General features: G+C 41.5%; 18 protein-coding genes. 3 read left to right on the forward strand and 15 right to left on the reverse strand.

Translation table 11 applies throughout. From position 1 onward, the window contains the following. Positions 1-81 precede the first annotated feature (81 nt). The 9 genes from IM676_RS17925 to IM676_RS17965 form a co-directional block, all read right to left on the reverse strand. Entirely contained in the window at positions 82-1197 is a 1116-nt protein-coding gene (locus tag IM676_RS17925; RefSeq protein ID WP_200988135.1) for an LptF/LptG family permease, read from the reverse strand. A gap of 157 nt (positions 1198-1354) precedes the next feature. Then, positions 1355-2080, reverse strand: a complete 726-nt coding sequence (lptB, locus tag IM676_RS17930; RefSeq protein ID WP_200988136.1) for an LPS export ABC transporter ATP-binding protein — start codon at positions 2078-2080, stop codon at positions 1355-1357. 36 nt (positions 2081-2116) lie between these two features. Next, positions 2117-2572 (reverse strand): LptA/OstA family protein, encoded by a 456-nt coding sequence (locus tag IM676_RS17935; protein ID WP_200988137.1) that lies wholly within the window; start codon positions 2570-2572, stop codon positions 2117-2119. A 272-nt stretch (positions 2573-2844) separates the two neighbouring features. Beyond that, entirely contained in the window at positions 2845-3231 is a 387-nt protein-coding gene (locus tag IM676_RS17940; protein ID WP_200988138.1) for a DUF309 domain-containing protein, read from the reverse strand. Next, positions 3228-3593 carry a ferredoxin thioredoxin reductase catalytic beta subunit gene (locus tag IM676_RS17945; protein WP_200988139.1) on the reverse strand — a complete coding sequence of 122 codons (366 nt, stop codon included), beginning with the start codon at positions 3591-3593 and terminating at the stop codon, positions 3228-3230. Before IM676_RS17945 ends, IM676_RS17940 begins: the two co-directional genes overlap by 4 nt. A 116-nt stretch (positions 3594-3709) precedes the next feature. Next, positions 3710-5776 (reverse strand): hybrid sensor histidine kinase/response regulator, encoded by a 2067-nt coding sequence (locus IM676_RS17950; protein ID WP_225880395.1) that lies wholly within the window; start codon positions 5774-5776, stop codon positions 3710-3712. Then, a complete protein-coding gene (locus IM676_RS17955) occupies positions 5776-5931 on the reverse strand; it encodes a hypothetical protein (protein WP_225880396.1) in 156 nt (51 codons plus the stop codon). The genes IM676_RS17950 and IM676_RS17955 overlap by 1 nt, the downstream gene beginning before the upstream one ends. Before the next feature lie 54 nt (positions 5932-5985). Next, positions 5986-7770 (reverse strand): CheR family methyltransferase, encoded by a 1785-nt coding sequence (locus IM676_RS17960; RefSeq protein WP_200988140.1) that lies wholly within the window; start codon positions 7768-7770, stop codon positions 5986-5988. A gap of 228 nt (positions 7771-7998) precedes the next feature. After that, the gene (locus tag IM676_RS17965; RefSeq protein WP_200988141.1) at positions 7999-8445 is read right to left on the reverse strand and encodes a hypothetical protein; all 447 of its coding nucleotides are present in this window, start codon (positions 8443-8445) and stop codon (positions 7999-8001) included. A gap of 379 nt (positions 8446-8824) precedes the next feature. Here IM676_RS17965 and IM676_RS17970 point away from each other — a divergent pair, with 379 nt between their 5' ends. Beyond that, positions 8825-9046 (forward strand): DUF4327 family protein, encoded by a 222-nt coding sequence (locus tag IM676_RS17970; RefSeq protein ID WP_200988142.1) that lies wholly within the window; start codon positions 8825-8827, stop codon positions 9044-9046. Positions 9047-9397: 351 nt separating this feature from the next. Here IM676_RS17970 and IM676_RS17975 read toward each other — a convergent pair whose 3' ends face one another. The 5 genes from IM676_RS17975 to IM676_RS17995 form a co-directional block, all read right to left on the reverse strand. Then, a complete protein-coding gene (locus tag IM676_RS17975; protein WP_200990301.1) occupies positions 9398-9610 on the reverse strand; it encodes a hypothetical protein in 213 nt (70 codons plus the stop codon). Positions 9611-10230: 620 nt separating this feature from the next. Then, a complete protein-coding gene (locus IM676_RS17980) occupies positions 10231-10569 on the reverse strand; it encodes a P-II family nitrogen regulator (RefSeq protein ID WP_200990269.1) in 339 nt (112 codons plus the stop codon). Between the two features lie 199 nt (positions 10570-10768). Next, entirely contained in the window at positions 10769-11338 is a 570-nt protein-coding gene (locus tag IM676_RS17985; protein WP_200988143.1) for a hypothetical protein, read from the reverse strand. A 98-nt stretch (positions 11339-11436) separates the two neighbouring features. Further along, entirely contained in the window at positions 11437-12252 is an 816-nt protein-coding gene (thiD, locus tag IM676_RS17990; protein ID WP_200988144.1) for a bifunctional hydroxymethylpyrimidine kinase/phosphomethylpyrimidine kinase, read from the reverse strand. A gap of 24 nt (positions 12253-12276) precedes the next feature. Then, a complete protein-coding gene (locus tag IM676_RS17995) occupies positions 12277-12699 on the reverse strand; it encodes a hypothetical protein (RefSeq protein ID WP_200988145.1) in 423 nt (140 codons plus the stop codon). A gap of 104 nt (positions 12700-12803) precedes the next feature. On the opposite strand from IM676_RS17995, the gene IM676_RS18000 reads away from it, so the two are divergent. Both IM676_RS18000 and IM676_RS18005 read left to right on the forward strand, forming a co-directional pair. Beyond that, positions 12804-14654 (forward strand): S8 family peptidase, encoded by a 1851-nt coding sequence (locus IM676_RS18000; protein WP_200988146.1) that lies wholly within the window; start codon positions 12804-12806, stop codon positions 14652-14654. Between the two features lie 67 nt (positions 14655-14721). Then, positions 14722-14955 carry a hypothetical protein gene (locus IM676_RS18005; RefSeq protein ID WP_200988147.1) on the forward strand — a complete coding sequence of 78 codons (234 nt, stop codon included), beginning with the start codon at positions 14722-14724 and terminating at the stop codon, positions 14953-14955. Here IM676_RS18005 and IM676_RS18010 read toward each other — a convergent pair. Beyond that, positions 14952-15269, reverse strand: coding sequence for a thioredoxin family protein (locus IM676_RS18010; protein WP_200990270.1), 318 nt, complete (start codon positions 15267-15269; stop codon positions 14952-14954). The two genes, IM676_RS18005 and IM676_RS18010, sit on opposite strands and share 4 nt — an antisense overlap. Positions 15270-16655 lie beyond the last annotated feature (1386 nt).

Genomic DNA, 16655 nt, shown 5'->3' on the forward strand with positions numbered 1-16655 from the left:
TGTGTACATGGTAGGTTATCAAGGGGAGGAGACTAGATTTGCGGTTTTCCCCCAGTCCATCGGGGGGAAGTTGTCAACTTCTTAACGTTCAGCTATCCGCATCAATAAAAATAAACCTATTCCTAAAAACAGAAAATTAGGTAGCCAAGCTCCTATGAAAGGGGAAAAAACCTCAGCTTGGGCCATAGCGCCACTAATAAAGAAAATTAAATAATAAGTAAAAATTACTATCACACTCACACCAAAACTTGTACCTTTTCCACTGCGCTGGGGTCTGCTTCCCATAGCAGCACCCACTAAGCCAAAAACTACACATACAAATGGTAGAGACATTTTTTGTTGAATACGTACTTCAAGTTTGCGAATTTTTTGCCTATCCCCAGCGATACGTTCTACTTCTAACTGTTCTAAAGACTCAGCAATATTCATTTCACCATAATCTCGGCTTCTTTCGACTATATTTAATGGTGCGCGTGGTAGTTGCAGTTGTTGCTGTTCAAACCGTAAAATATTGCGATAGGAACGGTCAGGAGCTACTAAATAAATGGTACCATTATAAAAATCCCAAACATTTTCAGCAGGATTCCACTGAGCAGATTCTGAGACAATAATTTTATTTAAACCTTCTGCAGTCCGGTCTATAATTGTTAAGCCTTTCATCTTTTGACCATCAAATTGGTCAGCATAAAATAAACGCGCCAGTACCCTGTATCTCCCCCCTCCAGGTTGTTCTACTTCTTGGTATTCGGGATAAAATATATTTGACTGCTGTACAATCGGTCTATCTGACTTGAGGGCTTTTTCCAGGGTCATAGTTGCTTGGTAATTAGCTGCGGGTGCTATTTGCTCATTAAAGATAAATGTCAAACCTGTGACTACCATACTTAACATGACAGCCGTGTAGACCATGCGATAGACACTGACCCCACACCCACGCAGAGCAATTAGTTCGCTCTCGCTGGAAAGACGACTATAAGTCATCAAAGTAGCCAGCAGTGTAGACATAGGGAAGGCTAAAACGATAAAATTAGGAAACTTTAACAAAAACACCTGAATTGCAATATTTATTGGTAATCCAGACTCGACAATGCGCCGCACCAACTCAAAGACAGCATCGATAGTTACACCCAATGATGAAAATGCACCTACACCAAATAAAAAAGGTGGTATCAATTCTTTGGTCAGGTAGCGGTCCATGAGCGTCAATGGTAACAGGGAATTCAGCCTGTATAATAAATTGAGCTTCTTGAATCTCATAAAATAACTATAGGACTACCATTTGATTTTTCTACCAGACTTCTGCAAGAAAATTAACTAGCTACACCCCAGGAGAAAAATTGATGAATATAAACATTTAAATAAAGTTATCCCCTAGGTAGTATTGTCGCACCAGGGGATTATGATAAAGTTCTTCAGGATGACCAAAGGCGAGAATTGTTCCCTCTCGCATAATATAGGCGCGGTCTGTAATGGCTAAGGTCTCCCGGACATTGTGATCTGTAATTAAGATACCCATGCCGCGATCGCTCAATTGTGCGACAATATGCTGAATTTCCGAAACTGCAATCGGGTCAACACCAGCAAATGGTTCATCCAACAGTAAGAATTTTGGACCTTCTCTCCCCGCTGCTAAAGCTCTAGCTAATTCTGTTCGTCGTCGCTCCCCACCAGACAGTTGAATTCCCTTGCTCTTAGCTACTTTTTCCAAGCGAAACTCCCGGAGTAAAGCCTGTATTCGGGTTGACCATTCCCATGGGGGGACATTAGTTTGCTCTAGCACCAAAAGAAGATTATCCCTTACTGATAGCTGACGAAAAACACTTGGTTCTTGAGCTAAATAGCCTATGCCTAATTGTGCTCTTTTATGCATAGGCATTGCGGTTATTTCCGTATTATCCAGCCAGACCTTTCCCCGATTAGGTTTTTCTAACCCTGTAGCAATATAAAAAGTCGTGGTTTTACCCGCACCATTGGGACCTAGTAACCCCACCACCTCACCTTGAGAAATGGAGACGTTAACGTTATTGACAACACTCCTTTTCCCATAGGACTTGTAAATATTCTCTAAAACAATTTTCACTATTCGCACCCGTATTGGTAGTTGATCCTCATCCGATTAATTAGATACTCCGCCCAGTTCGGAATCATTTACCATATAGATAGACTGTACCCGACCCTGGGACTGAGGTAAAGCCACAAAACGCCCCTCATCAATCAGATAAGTAACTTTTTCGGCCCGGATGCTATTCACTCCATTTTGGACAATATAAACGTTACCGCTCAAATCAATGCGGCGTTCCCTGCTGAAAAATTGTGCTTGAGCAGCTGTAGCTTTAATCTGGCGAGCAGGATAGAACATCTCCACATTACCGCGAGCCGTAGCTACTTGAGTATTGGCGTTATATTCTTGCATATCAGCACTGATAGTCAGGCGACCATTTTGCTTAGATGTTTGTGCTGTCACAGTTTGCACATGGTTAGGAAATGTCACCACCCCTAAAAGTGTAACTGGTAGGATCAAGGCTAACACCAGGCGACGCATTTGTAATACTCGAAATTGATAGCAGGACATAATACTTGAGCCATAAATTTAGCATATCAGATTCTATAGCAGGGAATAGGGGTACAACTCCCTATCTGCAAGGGTTTCATTATCTGTTTTTGTCCTCATACCCTGAGGAGCAAAGGACACTGCTCAAATATTGACGCTTTATCTAGCTTGTAGGTTTCACCCATGAGTCAAATTTGATGATCAGACCGCCGTTACAACCGCCATCTTAGCTTGGAAATACCATATTTTGAGAATAATTGCCCCATAACTCTGATGCGCTATGGGGCAATATTTTACTCGTGAACTAGGACAATTCTGGGACTAGGTAAAGCCTCACGCGCGGCGGAGTCATGCAACTTTTCTGCTCCCATTTGTTGTAATAGTGACAACAATGTCGCAGCTTGACTTAATAACTGGTCTACATCAATACTGATATAAACAGACGGAAAACGTCGCAACCGATTGCTGCCTTCCCCCAGTAGAATTACTGCCCCTTTCCAGTTGCAATTAGATAAATGATACTGCGCTACAGCGATTTGTAAAATACCTTGATAAAAGGTTTTTTCTGGTTCGCTGGCTTCTATCCACAAAGCCTCTAAGGTATCATGGCAGGCGTAAAACTGTCCTGAATTAAACTGCTCTACACCTTGCCAAAACTCCGGGGGGATAATGTCACTCATCCCATGCTTTCTCGCACTTGTTTGATGGTTTCTAAACTAATTGTTTGTTGGTCGCCTGCAAACTCATTATCTGGGGTAAGAAACAGCATACAGTGACACTCTTTGCGTTCTCTCATGGGTACACAGGGACAGTTCCAGTATGTAGCACTAACTTCGGCCTCTTTGTCTTCATAGTGGCGACAGGGACACAAAGGCGCTCCTAAGTCGTCTTTATGTTTTGCTAGTCCTTCAATCACTACTGCGGTCACAGAGGGTTCAGAACAGAAATATGTCCCAGTACGTTTAGCATACTGTTCGGAAAAGTGCCGCATGGCTTCTAGGCTTTTATCAGTGGATGTTGTGTTATTTTCTGATGAAATCATATGGATCGGTCACTCATAATTTAAATATTTGTTTGCATTGTACCTCACCCTCACTAGGCGATTACTGGGCTGCTTTCCCCAACTTAGGTAAATGCAAGTCAACTAGATTCCTATGTCTAGGGTGAGCTGATGCTAGATACCAGAGCATCATGTATGACATTTAATAATTGCTCTGCAGTAAAGGGTTTTGCTAAAAATCCCCGAATCCCTGTGATATCAGTTCTTGTTAAGGCCTCAACAGTAGCCAATTGACTCATGGCAATTATGTGTACCTCTGGGTTAATGATTTGCAAAGTGTGAATGGTATTTTCCCCTGTGATCAATGGTATCATCATATCTATTAATACTAGTTTAATGTCTTGGTGGTGCTGGGTGTAGAGGGCAAGGGCTTCAATTCCACTAGTCGCAATTAATACTCTGTAGTTATGAATTTCTAATGTAGTTTTGGTAATTTGGGTAATGGCCGTCTCTTGATCTACCACTAAAATCAATTCCTGGTTACCTATGGGAAGTTTCCCCTGTTTTCCTCTGGGTAAATTATAAATTTTAATACAGGGAATGTAGATTCTCAACTCGCTACCAACTCCCACTTGAGTTGATACTGTCACCAACCGCCCGATGGTACTATTTTTACCCCATGGCTGGCTAGTGAATGGTGTGAAAATCTCATCGATGATTTGGGGATGAATAGTAGCTCCGGTATGAGTAACTGTAATTACTATGTAGAAACCAACTTTGTCCCCCCTATGGGTTTTCACATGGCTGTCGTCCATCAAGGCTGTTTGTGCAGAAATTCGCACTTGGCTACCTTCAGGTATAGCATCACAGACATTGACTAATAATTTAACTAAGAGTTCATGTAGTTCGGTTTGGTCTCCTAAAACCGTGAGATCAATAGGTATATCTATATGAATATCTATGGGTTTTGGGGATATGGATTTGATTGTCTGCTCTACTTCTTGGATGAGATGTGATACTGAGGCTATTGAGCCTTGGGGTTGAATGTGACTGGTAAATGACTGAATTTGCTGGACTAAGTTCATCCCCAGTTTGCTATTGCTGGCCAATAATTTCAGCATTTCTAAGGAACTTTGATTTAATTCTGGATGTTGGAGGGGCAAAAGTTCAGCTACTATGATCATGGGAGCAAAAATATTGTGCAGGTCATCGGCGATCGCATGAGTCAAAGTACCTAGGGTTGACAATCTCTGAGTACGTAAAAGTTCTATTTCTAGTTGTTTTTTATCCGTGATGTCAGTATCCACACTCATAATAGATTGGGGTAAACCGGTAGGACTATACATGAGTGTCCAACGGCTATTAACGATGATTTTTTTACCCTTTCTAGTGAGTGTCCGTAATTCCCCGCACCATGAACCATCCTTGAGAACAGTTTCCAAGGCCTCTAAAAGTTGGGGGGAAGCCTCTGCTGATAAAATTTCCCAGGTATTCTTTCCTATGACTTCCTCCGCCCGCCAACCATAAATATTTGCGGCGCCTTGATTCCAATATAAAATTTCGTTGTGCAAATCTCTGATGAGAATGGCATCTGTGGTCATATCCAAGAGTGCCACTTGTTGGCGAATTTTTTCCTCTGCTTGCAGGCGATCGCTAATGTCCCGAAATAGCCATCTCAAGCCTTTGATTTTGGCCTGAGAATAATCTTGAGCTACCCCCAGGGTAAATTCAGCCACGAAGTCTATTTTACCTTCCTGATGAAATATCCGTAACTGTTGTGTGTGTTTCTCTGTTTGCTGGCGCAATTGCCCAATGATTTGGTAAAATTTAGGTAGTTCTGTCTGATGTAGAAACACAGCCAAGGGTTTCCCTATGAGGTAAGACTGGCGGACATGGAGTAACTGGGCTGCAGCATAGTTGGCTTCTTGAATTACACCATTAACATCGGTGAGTAAATATCCATCCGGGGCAAAATTGAATAAATCCTGGTAACACTGGCGCTTGACTTCTAAAAGGTGGCGAGTTGCAACTAATTCCTGGTTTTGCTGTGTGAGTTCTTCGGCTAATACTTCCAGTTCTTCTAAAGAAATTGCAGTTTCGCCTATGGCTTCTTCCAATACTGCTGTTGTAGAATTATCTTCGGGTCTTATTTCACCAGCACGCAGGGATAAATTTTCTAGTCGCTGATACGCCCCGGCGATCGCTTGCTCTAAGTTTTTGATCATTATGTTTGTGATGCAAAGGTAGGATTCAACGTTAAAAAGTCTTTGTCCCGCTTGTTTTTGATGCTTTCAATCTTGCCATTGTCTGCGTACTTCCTTAAAGTGTTTGGGTGCAGTACCAGTTTTTTGACTGCTTCTCGTAGTGGGACATAAGTCATACTGCTATCTGAGCATTTATGAGCATATATAATCTATTGTTAGCAAATAATTAGCTATTGATTAACCTCCTGTTGCTGTTGTCGTCTTTGAGCAATTGCTTCCTGAGAAATCATACTTTTAACTTGTTCTACATCCGTCATCATCAATACTATGCCTTCAATTTCGTTACTAGATAGGGGGGTAATAGCCAGATAACATTCTATTGTTCTTCCCCGGCGATTGGTAGCATCTAAAATCATTTCCTGAAACCCCTTGTTTCCAGATAGGGAATCGCGGATAGGCGATCGCAGTTGCTCCAGAGGTAAACCAATGTCCAGATTAAATAAAGATTTTCCTAATACTTCTTCTGTTCTTAACCCCCATAAATGCTCTGCTACATAATTCCAAACTAGAATATTCAAGTTGTGATCAATGACGATGATTCCTGTTTGTAGACTTTTGAGAATCCCAGTTAAGAAAAGATTAGTACGGTTAAGTGTTGTGGTGCGATCGGCCAGTTCATGATTGATTGTTTGTAATTCTTCATTGGTAGATTGGAGTTCTTCGTTAGCAGTCTCTAATTCTTGTCCAGAACGTTGCAGGGCGTCTTGAAGTTGAATAAAACGAGTCACATCAATAAAAGTGATACTCACACCTAGCAGGGAATTATCAACATCTTCTAAAGGTATAATTGCTACATCTAAATATTGCCGTTCTCCATTGGGTAAATAGCGAGGAACGTTTGTTAAAGTAATACTACAGCCTTCAGTATAAACCCGTTCAATGGGTGAACGTAATTCTACAGGTCGGTAGGAAAGTTCTAAATCCTGAAAAGGACGAGCTAAATCCTGGGGTGAAAGACCAAACACACTGCGAGCTTTGTGGTTGGTCAGCACCAGTATACCATTGATATCTATAACTATTTGGGCTACAGATCCTGAATCAAAAGCTATCTCTCGCAGCCGAGTATATCTAGATCCTCGGTAGCTAGATTCAGGCTCTAATGTATTTACCATCCCCAACAAGCGATCGCGTATATTTGCTACTAATACTTTACTAAATATGCGATCTTTTAACTCTAGGGGGGTGAATAAATTGGAATGCACTAATAGCATCTCTGCCTTACCCAAAAACAGAAAGGCTGCATCATTGAGAGCAAAATGAAACCGAGCCATAATGCGCGACTGAGTCTCAGAATTAAAATACATCAGCGTGTTACGACATACCAACAGGTCTAAGCGAGAAATGGGAGCATCTTGCAGCAAGTCGTGACGACCAAAAATTACTGAACGTCGCAAGTCTTGACGGAAAACATAGTTATTTCCCGTACTCTCAAAATATTTCTTTTCCAGTCCCCATGGTATCAACTGGATATCCTTAGGTGAATACACAGCTTGACGAGCTTGATTCAAAGCTTCTTCATCTATATCTGTAGCATAAATTTTTACCCTTTGCCGACATTCCTCTACTCCCAAAAGTTCAGCCATGAGTATAGCCACACTGTAAGCCTCCTCACCAGAAGCACAACCAGCACTCCAAACCCGGATGGGATCAGAGTTATTTTTTCGAGCTAAAATCTTCGGTAACACCTCCTTAGCCAAGTATTCCCAGGCAGAGATATCTCGAAAAAATGCCGTGACGTTAATCAGGATTGTGTTAAACAGGTGATGAAATTCCTCTGGATCAACTTCTAAATAATCTAAGTAATCTCCAAAAGTTTCTATACCCAAAGATTGCATCCGCTTATGTACCCGACGCATCAAAGTTGAACGCTTATAACCTGTAAAATCAAATCCCCGGCTTTGTCTGAGATAGGTCAGTAGATTTTCAAACTCAGGGTTTTTTTCTGGAGCAGTCATAAATAAATAGGGAATGAGGAATGAAGGATAAGGTGATCAGGGGAAAGTTATTCTTACCCCATCTGTAATATTTATTTCGCTACCTAATACCCAAAGCCTAATAACTTATGTATTGACACTCCCCTGCCATATTTTTCTATGGTCAGGATGCAATGGATCAAAAAGCAATAGCAGGGGTAGACCGTCTAACCTCACTTAACCCAATAGATGATTTTCCACCCACATAACTTAATGTTTTTTGAATTTTTTACTCCCAGGAGTAGGCCGCATGGCTTCTCTACCCAAAATAAACATCCCCGTTATGCCCAAGCTGACAAACCAAACATATTTATACCAAAATTGGCGAACTTGATCCATGGTACTCAGTGCTGGATGCAAAGAATTCAAATAAAGTAGCAGCACTAGGATCATCAACGCCCCAAAACCAACAAAACTTAAACCAATATAAATCCGTGCCTGACGCAATTCAAAGTCACTAATTTCCTCTAAATTCATTTCAGCCACTACCCGCCGTGCTGATATTTGTAACTTTTTGCTGGTTTTTGGCGGTAATATTTGCAGCAATAGCGCTACAGGAGGGCGACGCAGCAATGCCAGTGGCTCAGGAGTATAAATCGGTTGAGCTTGTCTATTTTTCCTAGCAGTAAGGGCGCTGGCTTTGCCTTCGGAATTCATCTCAAACGCGGTAAGGGCAAACCTACTAGTACTTTTCCACTTTAGCAGAAAGATCCGGCATACACACACAAGCCCACAAAGCCAGAACCCAAAGGTTTTACCCCCTCTGAGTCCGGTAGTCTCAAAACTACTTTTCCAGGGGTCTACCTAAAGACTGATAGCAATTCCCCGCTAAATATGCCATTCTGAGCAAAGTGTACAGGTAGTTAGTCTAGGGTAACTCCAAAGCGGAATTTACCTGTGTAACTCCTGCCTACAGAAGACAAAATGGCTTTGGTGGGGTTGGTGTGTCTTAATTCTTCAGAGTTTTCCCCATTTTTTTGCTCCCTGGAAGATAGAGGCAGAAAACTATTTACTTCAAAAAGAAAAAGAATGAGTTATGGATACTGCTGTTAAATATGATATTGGCATGATTAGAGAAGAAGCACGTCGACTGGTCAAACAGGGACTACTCCACCGACAACAGCCAATTTACTCTCTATGTAGGTATGTTCCTAATCGTGAGTGGATCTTGTTTGAGCAGGAGCTAGAAAAGCATGAATATCTACTCAGAGATAGAATTATTGACCTATTGAGTGATGAAATGTGGGAAGAAGATTAAGACGGTCAAATTCCAGTATCAAGCAAGATAGACAACAACTTCTTAGAGGTTGTTTGGAAAGTATTAAACAGGTAATTTTTATATTAGGGAACACCGGAACACACCGAACAGGGAACACCAGAAGGATTGGGAAGGATTGGTGAACACGGTATGGCTAACGCCACGCTATTGCTATCGACTTCGCTCACAGACCGCACAAAAAACAATAAAATCCAGTCCCCTCCCCTTACAAGGGGAGGGTTAGGGTGGGGTCAAACAATAGTTGATACACTAATCATGACTTATCAAACAACTTCTTAGATAAAACCTAATTATTAATCTGGGAGTGTCCAATAAGAGTTCTTTTTCACATCAAGGTAGAGACGAAATTCCATAGATTTTCAGACGATCGCGGTATTTAGTTGTCTCTACTAAGCTATCTGCGGCAAAAGCCTTTTCTAAGGAACTGCAATCTTCTACATTAAATACTGGCATATCTTGCCAACAATGGGGGCAAAACCAAGCCAAGCCGGAAGGGCGTATATGGGCTAACAGTAATCCTGAACAACAAGGACAGTAATTCATGATTTTCTCCAATCTTAATTATAAAAACTGTCTTTCTAAAATCTCATCTGGCACTTGCTCTGCCGAGCATGATTGCTAAGAAATATAGAAAGGAAATAAAGGAAATATTTATAAAGCCTTTCTGTGTGTCTAATGAAGTACACACCAATTTATTTCCTGTTCTGGTGTGTTCCCTAAAACTAAAAAACTGTGCACCTCAAGAGCATGGGAAATGCTATATATGATTCCTGTTGGAGTTGTTCGCAGAAGATGAGTGACATTTGTACTTTTTTCTATCCATTCCCCACATCACGGCAACAAAATCATCCTGATATCAATTCTAGTGAGGAATGATCATCTGGTTTTGATTGAAATGAGATTCAGTAATATTTCAGAATATTTCGACTTAAAATTATAATATTGTTTAATAAACTTAATTTTAATTTGTCACCGAATGAGCAGCAGAGTTTTTGGTGGTTAGCGGGCATTTTGCCCGCTATAGTCGAAAATTGGGGGTATGGTTTGATTTTTTAGTTCTACATCAGATTTCCACAGGGTGAGCTTGTGATCTGCTCTTTAGTTGACACTCCCCATCCTGGGGCTGGTCTTCCCAAGATCAGCTACTTAACAGAATCCAATACTCAAACCGCTTCTATATCCTTTTCGCCAGTACGAATACGTATAACTTGCTCTACAGGTGAGATGAAAATTTTACCATCGCCAATTTCCCCGGTGCGGGCAGCAGCAATAACTTTATCCACTACCATATCAACCAAGTTATCCTCAATCACAATTTCGACTTTCAGTTTTTGCAGGAACTCAACAGTGTATTCAGAACCGCGATAACGTTCTGTTTGCCCCTTTTGCCGTCCAAATCCCCGGACTTCAGAAACTGTCATACCCACAATACCAGCATTGACTAAGGCAATTTTTACCTCGTCAAGCTTAAATGGGCGAATAATGGCTTCTACTTTTTTCATCATCTTGACTCCTAATTTCTGATAGGTTTGTTTATCTATCTAAGCAGATTTGACATACTCACCGACTGGTCCGGTCGGGGATTTAAGTCAACCACTTTTACCATTAGCGCTAAATTTCAAAAATATGTAAAAATTGCAACTTTTTTTAAGCTCTGTATACCACTGATATAGTTCTGACTGGGGTTTATGGAAGTATAAACTAGGGATTTTGAGGTTTAAATAAAGGAGCCATAATCAAATATCCTGCCCCAAAAGCAGTGAGGATCAACAACAGAATCATCATAGCTAACCACCAGCTACTCAATTCTTTGACTTTTTTCTCTGTGGGGGAATAATAGTTGACTTCTTGCTGTTCTAGATAAAATGTTTCTGGTATCTGGTGATTTGTTTCTACAGGTGCGGAAAACTCAGGTTCATGGCTGGTGTGGTTAACTACGGGTGGATGCTGCCGAGGATGGGATTTTGGGGCTGGACTTTTCAGTTTACCAGTAACATCAGTAACTTGGGAATTACTCCCATGAGAACTAGAATTGACATAGTTTTGCAGATGCAAACAAGACTGAACTACTTTGCTAATTTCTTGGCGTAGTAATTGATTTTCTTGGTGTAGTTGGTGATTTTGACTAGTCAATGCATCTAATTTTACTTGTGTTATATGTAACTCATGTGCCAACTGTCGATATACGTACAGGGGCACGGAAGTAGGGTAACTTTTAGATGTAGATGGTTTGGCGGGATGGTCATGCACCGAATTTGGGATTGTTTGCATAAACTAAGTTAGTATCAAAAGTTGCGTTATATATCGTACATAAATACTATCAAACCATAATCAACTTAGAAGCGATCGCGAGAATATCCTGATGAGATTTATAACAGGGGGAAAAAATGTCCCACAGGTCCTTGTCCTTTGCCAATATCTAAAGCATAAGTGAGTGCATTAGTGACATACTCCTTTGCCTGCTGTACAGATGGCCACAAATCATTACCCAGGGCTAGGTTAGCGGTGATGGCTGCTGATAGTGTACAACCAGTACCGTGGGTATTTTTTGTGTCTACTTGTTTTGTAATTAAAGTTTGCAGTTTTTGCCCATCAAACCAGATATCAACACCACGGTAGTTACCCTGCATTCCCCCACCCTTGACCAAGACGGCTTTTACCTTAAAATTGCGGTGGATAACTTGAGCAGCGGCCCGCATATCGTCTAATGTATTAATTGGTAACCCACTTAATATCTGTGCCTCGTAACGATTTGGTGTCACAATGGCTGCTTGAGGCAACAATTTACGGGTCATAGTCTGTACAGCATCATTATCAATGAGTTGGTCTCCTGTGCGTGATACCATTACGGGATCGACTACTAAGTTATTAATTTGTAATGCTTCCACTTGCTGGGCTACAGTACAGATAATTTCTCGGTTGAGTAACATTCCGGTTTTTGCAGCCTGTACACCAATATCACCGACCACGGCTTGAATTTGGGCTATTACCGCCTCGGCGGGGATAGCATCAACCCGCGCTACCCCTAAGGTATTTTGGGCTGTGACACAGGTAATGGCACTGGTACCATGGACACGGTGAAAAGCAAAAGTACGTAAATCAGCTTGAATACCTGCACCGCCACCGCTATCTGAACCAGCAATGGTGAGAGCTACGGGTACTGTGTGAGTTATTTGAGCGTTCATGGCATCGGTTATTGACTACTGATTTTATTGTGTCTTTAAACTTGCCATGACTCCCTGTAAATACTTCACCCAATTTGCAGCTAGAGGAATTTCTGTAAATGGAATGCTTACTGACTGGAACTCAGACAAGATAAATTCTAACTGAATCACTCGACCTTTTTGGGGACATTTATCTAATTGTACTACTTTGTCATCTACTAACAGATGTATATCTTTAACATCCACCAAGGAAAAAGTTGCTAATTTCATCGGACCTTTGGGCGTGGGTTTTCCCCAGGTTATCAGGTTATCTTTTAAACCCAGTACCGCGTAAATATCATACTTGGATTTGTCAAATTCCAGTGCCCACAGGCGGTATGATTCGACCTTCTGGTATTCTTTTGAGCCTTGCCAAGCTAACCAGAAAAATACAACTAGCAAGGGTAACCATAACAGACCACGTTCCATTGTTTCAATAGTCCTCAATCGTAAAAATTGTTCAAAGTCCCCAACCAGGTATGCAGATAGGTTATGGTAGTGAGCAAACTGGCAAAAAGCGGTGATCAGTTAATATGAAAAGACTTATATTATTATGCTTGTTTGTCATCGGGCTGGGTGCTGCTGTTTTCGGCTTCCTGAATTGTCAGGGTTTAGCAGCTAAAGGCGAATTTGAGACTATTGTGTTAGATTTTCGCCAAGATATTACCCCAGAAGTATTACAGCAGAACTTGCAAGCGATCTCTCAGGAATACAATGTCACACCCCGATTAGATAATCAATTCTTAGGGTCAGATAATGTGTATATCATTGAAGGCGATCGCCAGCGACTAAAAAAGCTCAAACAATCCCCATTCGCCCAACTTACACAATTAATCGAGCCTAATTACATCTATAGAAAGATTCCCCTCCCAGAAGCGCCAAGCTGGTTTGAAGAAATTGTACCATCGCTAGACCAGGCAAAACCCACATTAACTGGTCCCAACGACCAATATTACAGCAAACAGTGGAATCTACACAACATTGGCATAGAAGGAGCATGGAGTCAAACTAAAGGCAGGGGCGTCACAGTGGCTGTAATTGACACTGGGATAACTCGTGTGCGTGACCTGCAGGACACGAAGTTTGTTAAAGGTTATGATTTTGTGAGCGATCGCGAAGAAGCCACAGATGACAATGGACACGGTACTCACATTGCCGGAACTATTGCCCAAACTACCAACAATAAATACGGTGTAGCCGGCATTGCCTACGAAGCCAATCTCATGCCATTAAAAGTACTGAGTGCCTATGGTGGCGGAACAGTAGCCGATATTGCCGAAGCAATTAAATTCGCTGCTGATAACGGTGCCGATGTGATTAACATGAGCTTAGGCGGTGGTGGTGAAAGCCAACTCATGAAACAGGCCATTGAGTACGCCCATAAAAAAGGTGTAACAATTGTCGCCGCCGCCGGTAACGAAAACCAAAATGGGGCTAGTTATCCCGCACGTTACCCCCATGTGATTGGCGTAGCTGCATTTGGTCCAGACGGACAAAAAGCCCCCTATTCCAATTTTGGCGCTGGCGTAGACATTTCTGCTCCCGGTGGTAGTGAAGCAGGGACAATTCTTCAAGAAACCATCGACCCCGAAAACAATAATCAAGGAGTATTTTTAGGACTCCAGGGAACAAGCATGGCTGCACCCCATGTTGCAGGTGTGGCCGCATTAATTAAAGCTTCTGGAGTCACACAACCAGAGGAGGTATTAAAAGTCCTCAAACAATCCGCCAGAGCGATCGAGGATGATAGCTTCAACTATTATGGCGCTGGACAACTGAATGCCGAAGCTGCGGTTAAACTAGCCGTCCAAGGACAAATCAACTTTCAAGACTTCTTTAGGTGGTTACGAGACAACGGCTATCTCAACCCCCGTTTTTGGATTGATGGCGGTGCAGTAGCGCTAATACCAAAGCTCTTGATGGTCTTAGGTTCCTATCTCCTAGCTTGGTTTTTGCGAGTTTACTTCCCCTTCACCTGGAGTTGGTCTTTATCCAGTGGCTTAATTGCTGGTAGTTCTGGGTTATTCTTCCTCAAAGGGATATACATCTTTGACCTCCCCCAATGGCCTTTCCGGATGTTAGGTAGTTCCATTCCCGAACTAGGTAACACCCTACAAGGAACTAACGCCTTAAATCCCATCTTTGCTAGCGTCCTCATCCCCATAGTTTTAATAGCCTTATTCTTGGGACATCCTAGCTGGAAATGGTTCGCCATTGGTTCGAGTCTCGGCTACGCCGCCTTTTTAATAGTTAGTACCATTTACGATCCAGCAGTTTGGGGCTTAGGAAGTAGCTATCTAGCTCGGACTTTCCTGGTCACCAACGCCTTACTCTGTTATGGACTAGCTCGTTTAGCATTGAAAAGCGCCACTCAAACAGCATAATAAGGCAATGGGGTATTTTGCCTACTGGCAAAACCCCACTCCCTACCACTCTCCAATTGCCAACAAGATGAGCATTACAGTAAAAGGTACTATTCAACGCCGAGATATTGGTACTGGCGCTTGGGCGTTAGTTACCGATGAGGGTACGACTTACGAAATCCTCAAAACTGCTGACAAGAACTTGCTCCAAGCGGGACAAACAGTAAAAGTTACAGGACAAGTGCGTGAAGACATTATGACCATAGCCATGATAGGCCCAGTCCTAGAAGTCACATCATTTCAAGTCGTTGACAATTTCTAACTATCTATGGAATTGAGAACCTCTTGTAGACGAATTCTAAACTCACCTTTGGGATGACCCCCTTTAACTTCACCTATAATCTGAAATTCTGCCTCTGGAGAATCACAGATAATATAAGTTGGCCATCCCATTTGTGATTTATCTGGATACTGAGATAACAGGACTTTTCTATACTTACGGTAACTAGCCGTATCTTGCATTTTCACATCAATGAATTGTAAACCCAGCTCTTCAGCTACCTTCTGGTCATAAAAAGACATTTTGTGGCAAATGCCACAATCTTCTGAAGAAAATTTAATCACAGCTAAATTCATGAGGCTGTATCTCTCTTTGTGTAGTAGGTAAAATTCCGCCAGTACAAAGGTGTTGAAAATTTTTATATTGTTCTTGGCGTTAGGACATCCCCTGATATGTCTGACAGGATACCAAGAGTTGCCCAGAAGCCCACGCTGTATACTGGCATCACTTTGGAAGTATGTCACGGACATGAGCACATTTTAAAACAATCAATAATGTTTGACGAGGCGTGATGCCCAAGGGCAAGGGCTTAAATCTAGGGAAAAAGAATCTAGATATTCAGCCCAAGATATGGTATGTTATGATTAACTAGAACAAATACATCTACCAAATTTATTTTGATCATCCCAGGAAATAAAAGCAAAAATCTAGATGGTGTAAGTGGGGTTTTAGCCTCAAAGCTGCTGAGAATCAGCCTGAACCGGATCTGATTATATACGGTTAACTAAAGTTAAAACCAAAGCTTAGAGTCCGGGAAACTCTAAATCCGATACTCCCAGTAAGCAAATTAAGGGAGTTGTTAGGCAATAGCTAAGAAATAACACGGTAACATGACATAAAAGCAATGAATGAGATTGTTGTCAATATACCAGATTTTAGCCTTGTATATCGTCAATGATAAAGCAATGACTTAACTCCTCTGTTAACCGGTTAACAAGCAATGTTATCATTAAAAATAAAAACTAACTATCGTATAATATTTTGATAAATCTCGCGTTATAATACTTTCCTAAGCAACTACAAATGAGTTAAGCTTTCACCAGAAGGCTTTTTTCCTCAAAAATTTATCAAATCTTTATCTCCCACGGGAGTTAGTTATCAGGGTGTATCTACTAATTAAATGTTCTTAGTTTAGGTTCAGCGCTCCGGATAAATCTTTTCCGAGATTTGTTATTATCCTGTTGGAACAACAAAATACCCTAGTGGTAGCAGCCTGACAGGGGAGTTGGCTATCAGTCAGTGTCTATCTATCAATAAACGTGTCTAGGAATAAATAGTATGTTCCAGGTAAAATTGTCACAAATGGGAATGTTGGTGATACCCAACACAAAAAATCCCTCAGTGGTGGCAGTCTAGGGGAGTTAATTATCAGCACGCATTGATCAGTAATCTGTTTTGAGACCAAGGAGTTGAGTTTATTCTCGACAAAATTATCATTAATGATATGATGGTTGCTGTCCGCAGAATAAAAAACCCCCAGTGAGTGTTAGTCACCCAGGGGAATTAATTATCACGGTACATCTACTAATTTAATTTTCTAATTTAATTTTTGCAGCACATCTACCATTCCTCCGGAAAAATTCTGTGAAAAGCATAAAAAAATCCCCTAACTGGTGTTAGCCAATCAGGGGAGTTAGTTATCAGGGTGCATCTACCAATTGAATCTTCGCAGCACATCTACC

The sequence above is a fragment of the Anabaenopsis elenkinii CCIBt3563 genome (genome assembly GCF_015245355.1).
GTDB classification, from domain to species: domain Bacteria; phylum Cyanobacteriota; class Cyanobacteriia; order Cyanobacteriales; family Nostocaceae; genus Anabaenopsis; species Anabaenopsis elenkinii.

Excerpts from the sequence above, each read along its gene's own strand:
- IM676_RS17950 (WP_225880395.1), bottom strand. The coding sequence starts at position 5,776 with ATGATCAAAAACTTAGAGCAAGCGATCGCCGGGGCGTATCAGCGACTA.
- IM676_RS17960 (WP_200988140.1), bottom strand. The coding sequence starts at position 7,770 with ATGACTGCTCCAGAAAAAAACCCTGAGTTTGAAAATCTACTGACCTAT.
- IM676_RS17965 (WP_200988141.1), bottom strand. The coding sequence starts at position 8,445 with ATGAATTCCGAAGGCAAAGCCAGCGCCCTTACTGCTAGGAAAAATAGA.
- IM676_RS17955 (WP_225880396.1), bottom strand. The coding sequence starts at position 5,931 with ATGACTTATGTCCCACTACGAGAAGCAGTCAAAAAACTGGTACTGCAC.
- IM676_RS17925 (WP_200988135.1), bottom strand. The coding sequence starts at position 1,197 with ATGGACCGCTACCTGACCAAAGAATTGATACCACCTTTTTTATTTGGT.
- thiD (WP_200988144.1), bottom strand. The coding sequence starts at position 12,252 with ATGAACGCTCAAATAACTCACACAGTACCCGTAGCTCTCACCATTGCT.
- IM676_RS17945 (WP_200988139.1), bottom strand. The coding sequence starts at position 3,593 with ATGATTTCATCAGAAAATAACACAACATCCACTGATAAAAGCCTAGAA.
- IM676_RS17935 (WP_200988137.1), bottom strand. The coding sequence starts at position 2,572 with ATGTCCTGCTATCAATTTCGAGTATTACAAATGCGTCGCCTGGTGTTA.
- IM676_RS17975 (WP_200990301.1), bottom strand. The coding sequence starts at position 9,610 with ATGAATTACTGTCCTTGTTGTTCAGGATTACTGTTAGCCCATATACGC.
- IM676_RS17970 (WP_200988142.1), top strand. The coding sequence starts at position 8,825 with ATGGATACTGCTGTTAAATATGATATTGGCATGATTAGAGAAGAAGCA.
- IM676_RS17985 (WP_200988143.1), bottom strand. The coding sequence starts at position 11,338 with ATGCAAACAATCCCAAATTCGGTGCATGACCATCCCGCCAAACCATCT.
- IM676_RS17980 (WP_200990269.1), bottom strand. The coding sequence starts at position 10,569 with ATGAAAAAAGTAGAAGCCATTATTCGCCCATTTAAGCTTGACGAGGTA.
- IM676_RS18000 (WP_200988146.1), top strand. The coding sequence starts at position 12,804 with ATGAAAAGACTTATATTATTATGCTTGTTTGTCATCGGGCTGGGTGCT.
- IM676_RS18010 (WP_200990270.1), bottom strand. The coding sequence starts at position 15,269 with ATGAATTTAGCTGTGATTAAATTTTCTTCAGAAGATTGTGGCATTTGC.
- IM676_RS17940 (WP_200988138.1), bottom strand. The coding sequence starts at position 3,231 with ATGAGTGACATTATCCCCCCGGAGTTTTGGCAAGGTGTAGAGCAGTTT.
- IM676_RS17995 (WP_200988145.1), bottom strand. The coding sequence starts at position 12,699 with ATGGAACGTGGTCTGTTATGGTTACCCTTGCTAGTTGTATTTTTCTGG.
- IM676_RS18005 (WP_200988147.1), top strand. The coding sequence starts at position 14,722 with ATGAGCATTACAGTAAAAGGTACTATTCAACGCCGAGATATTGGTACT.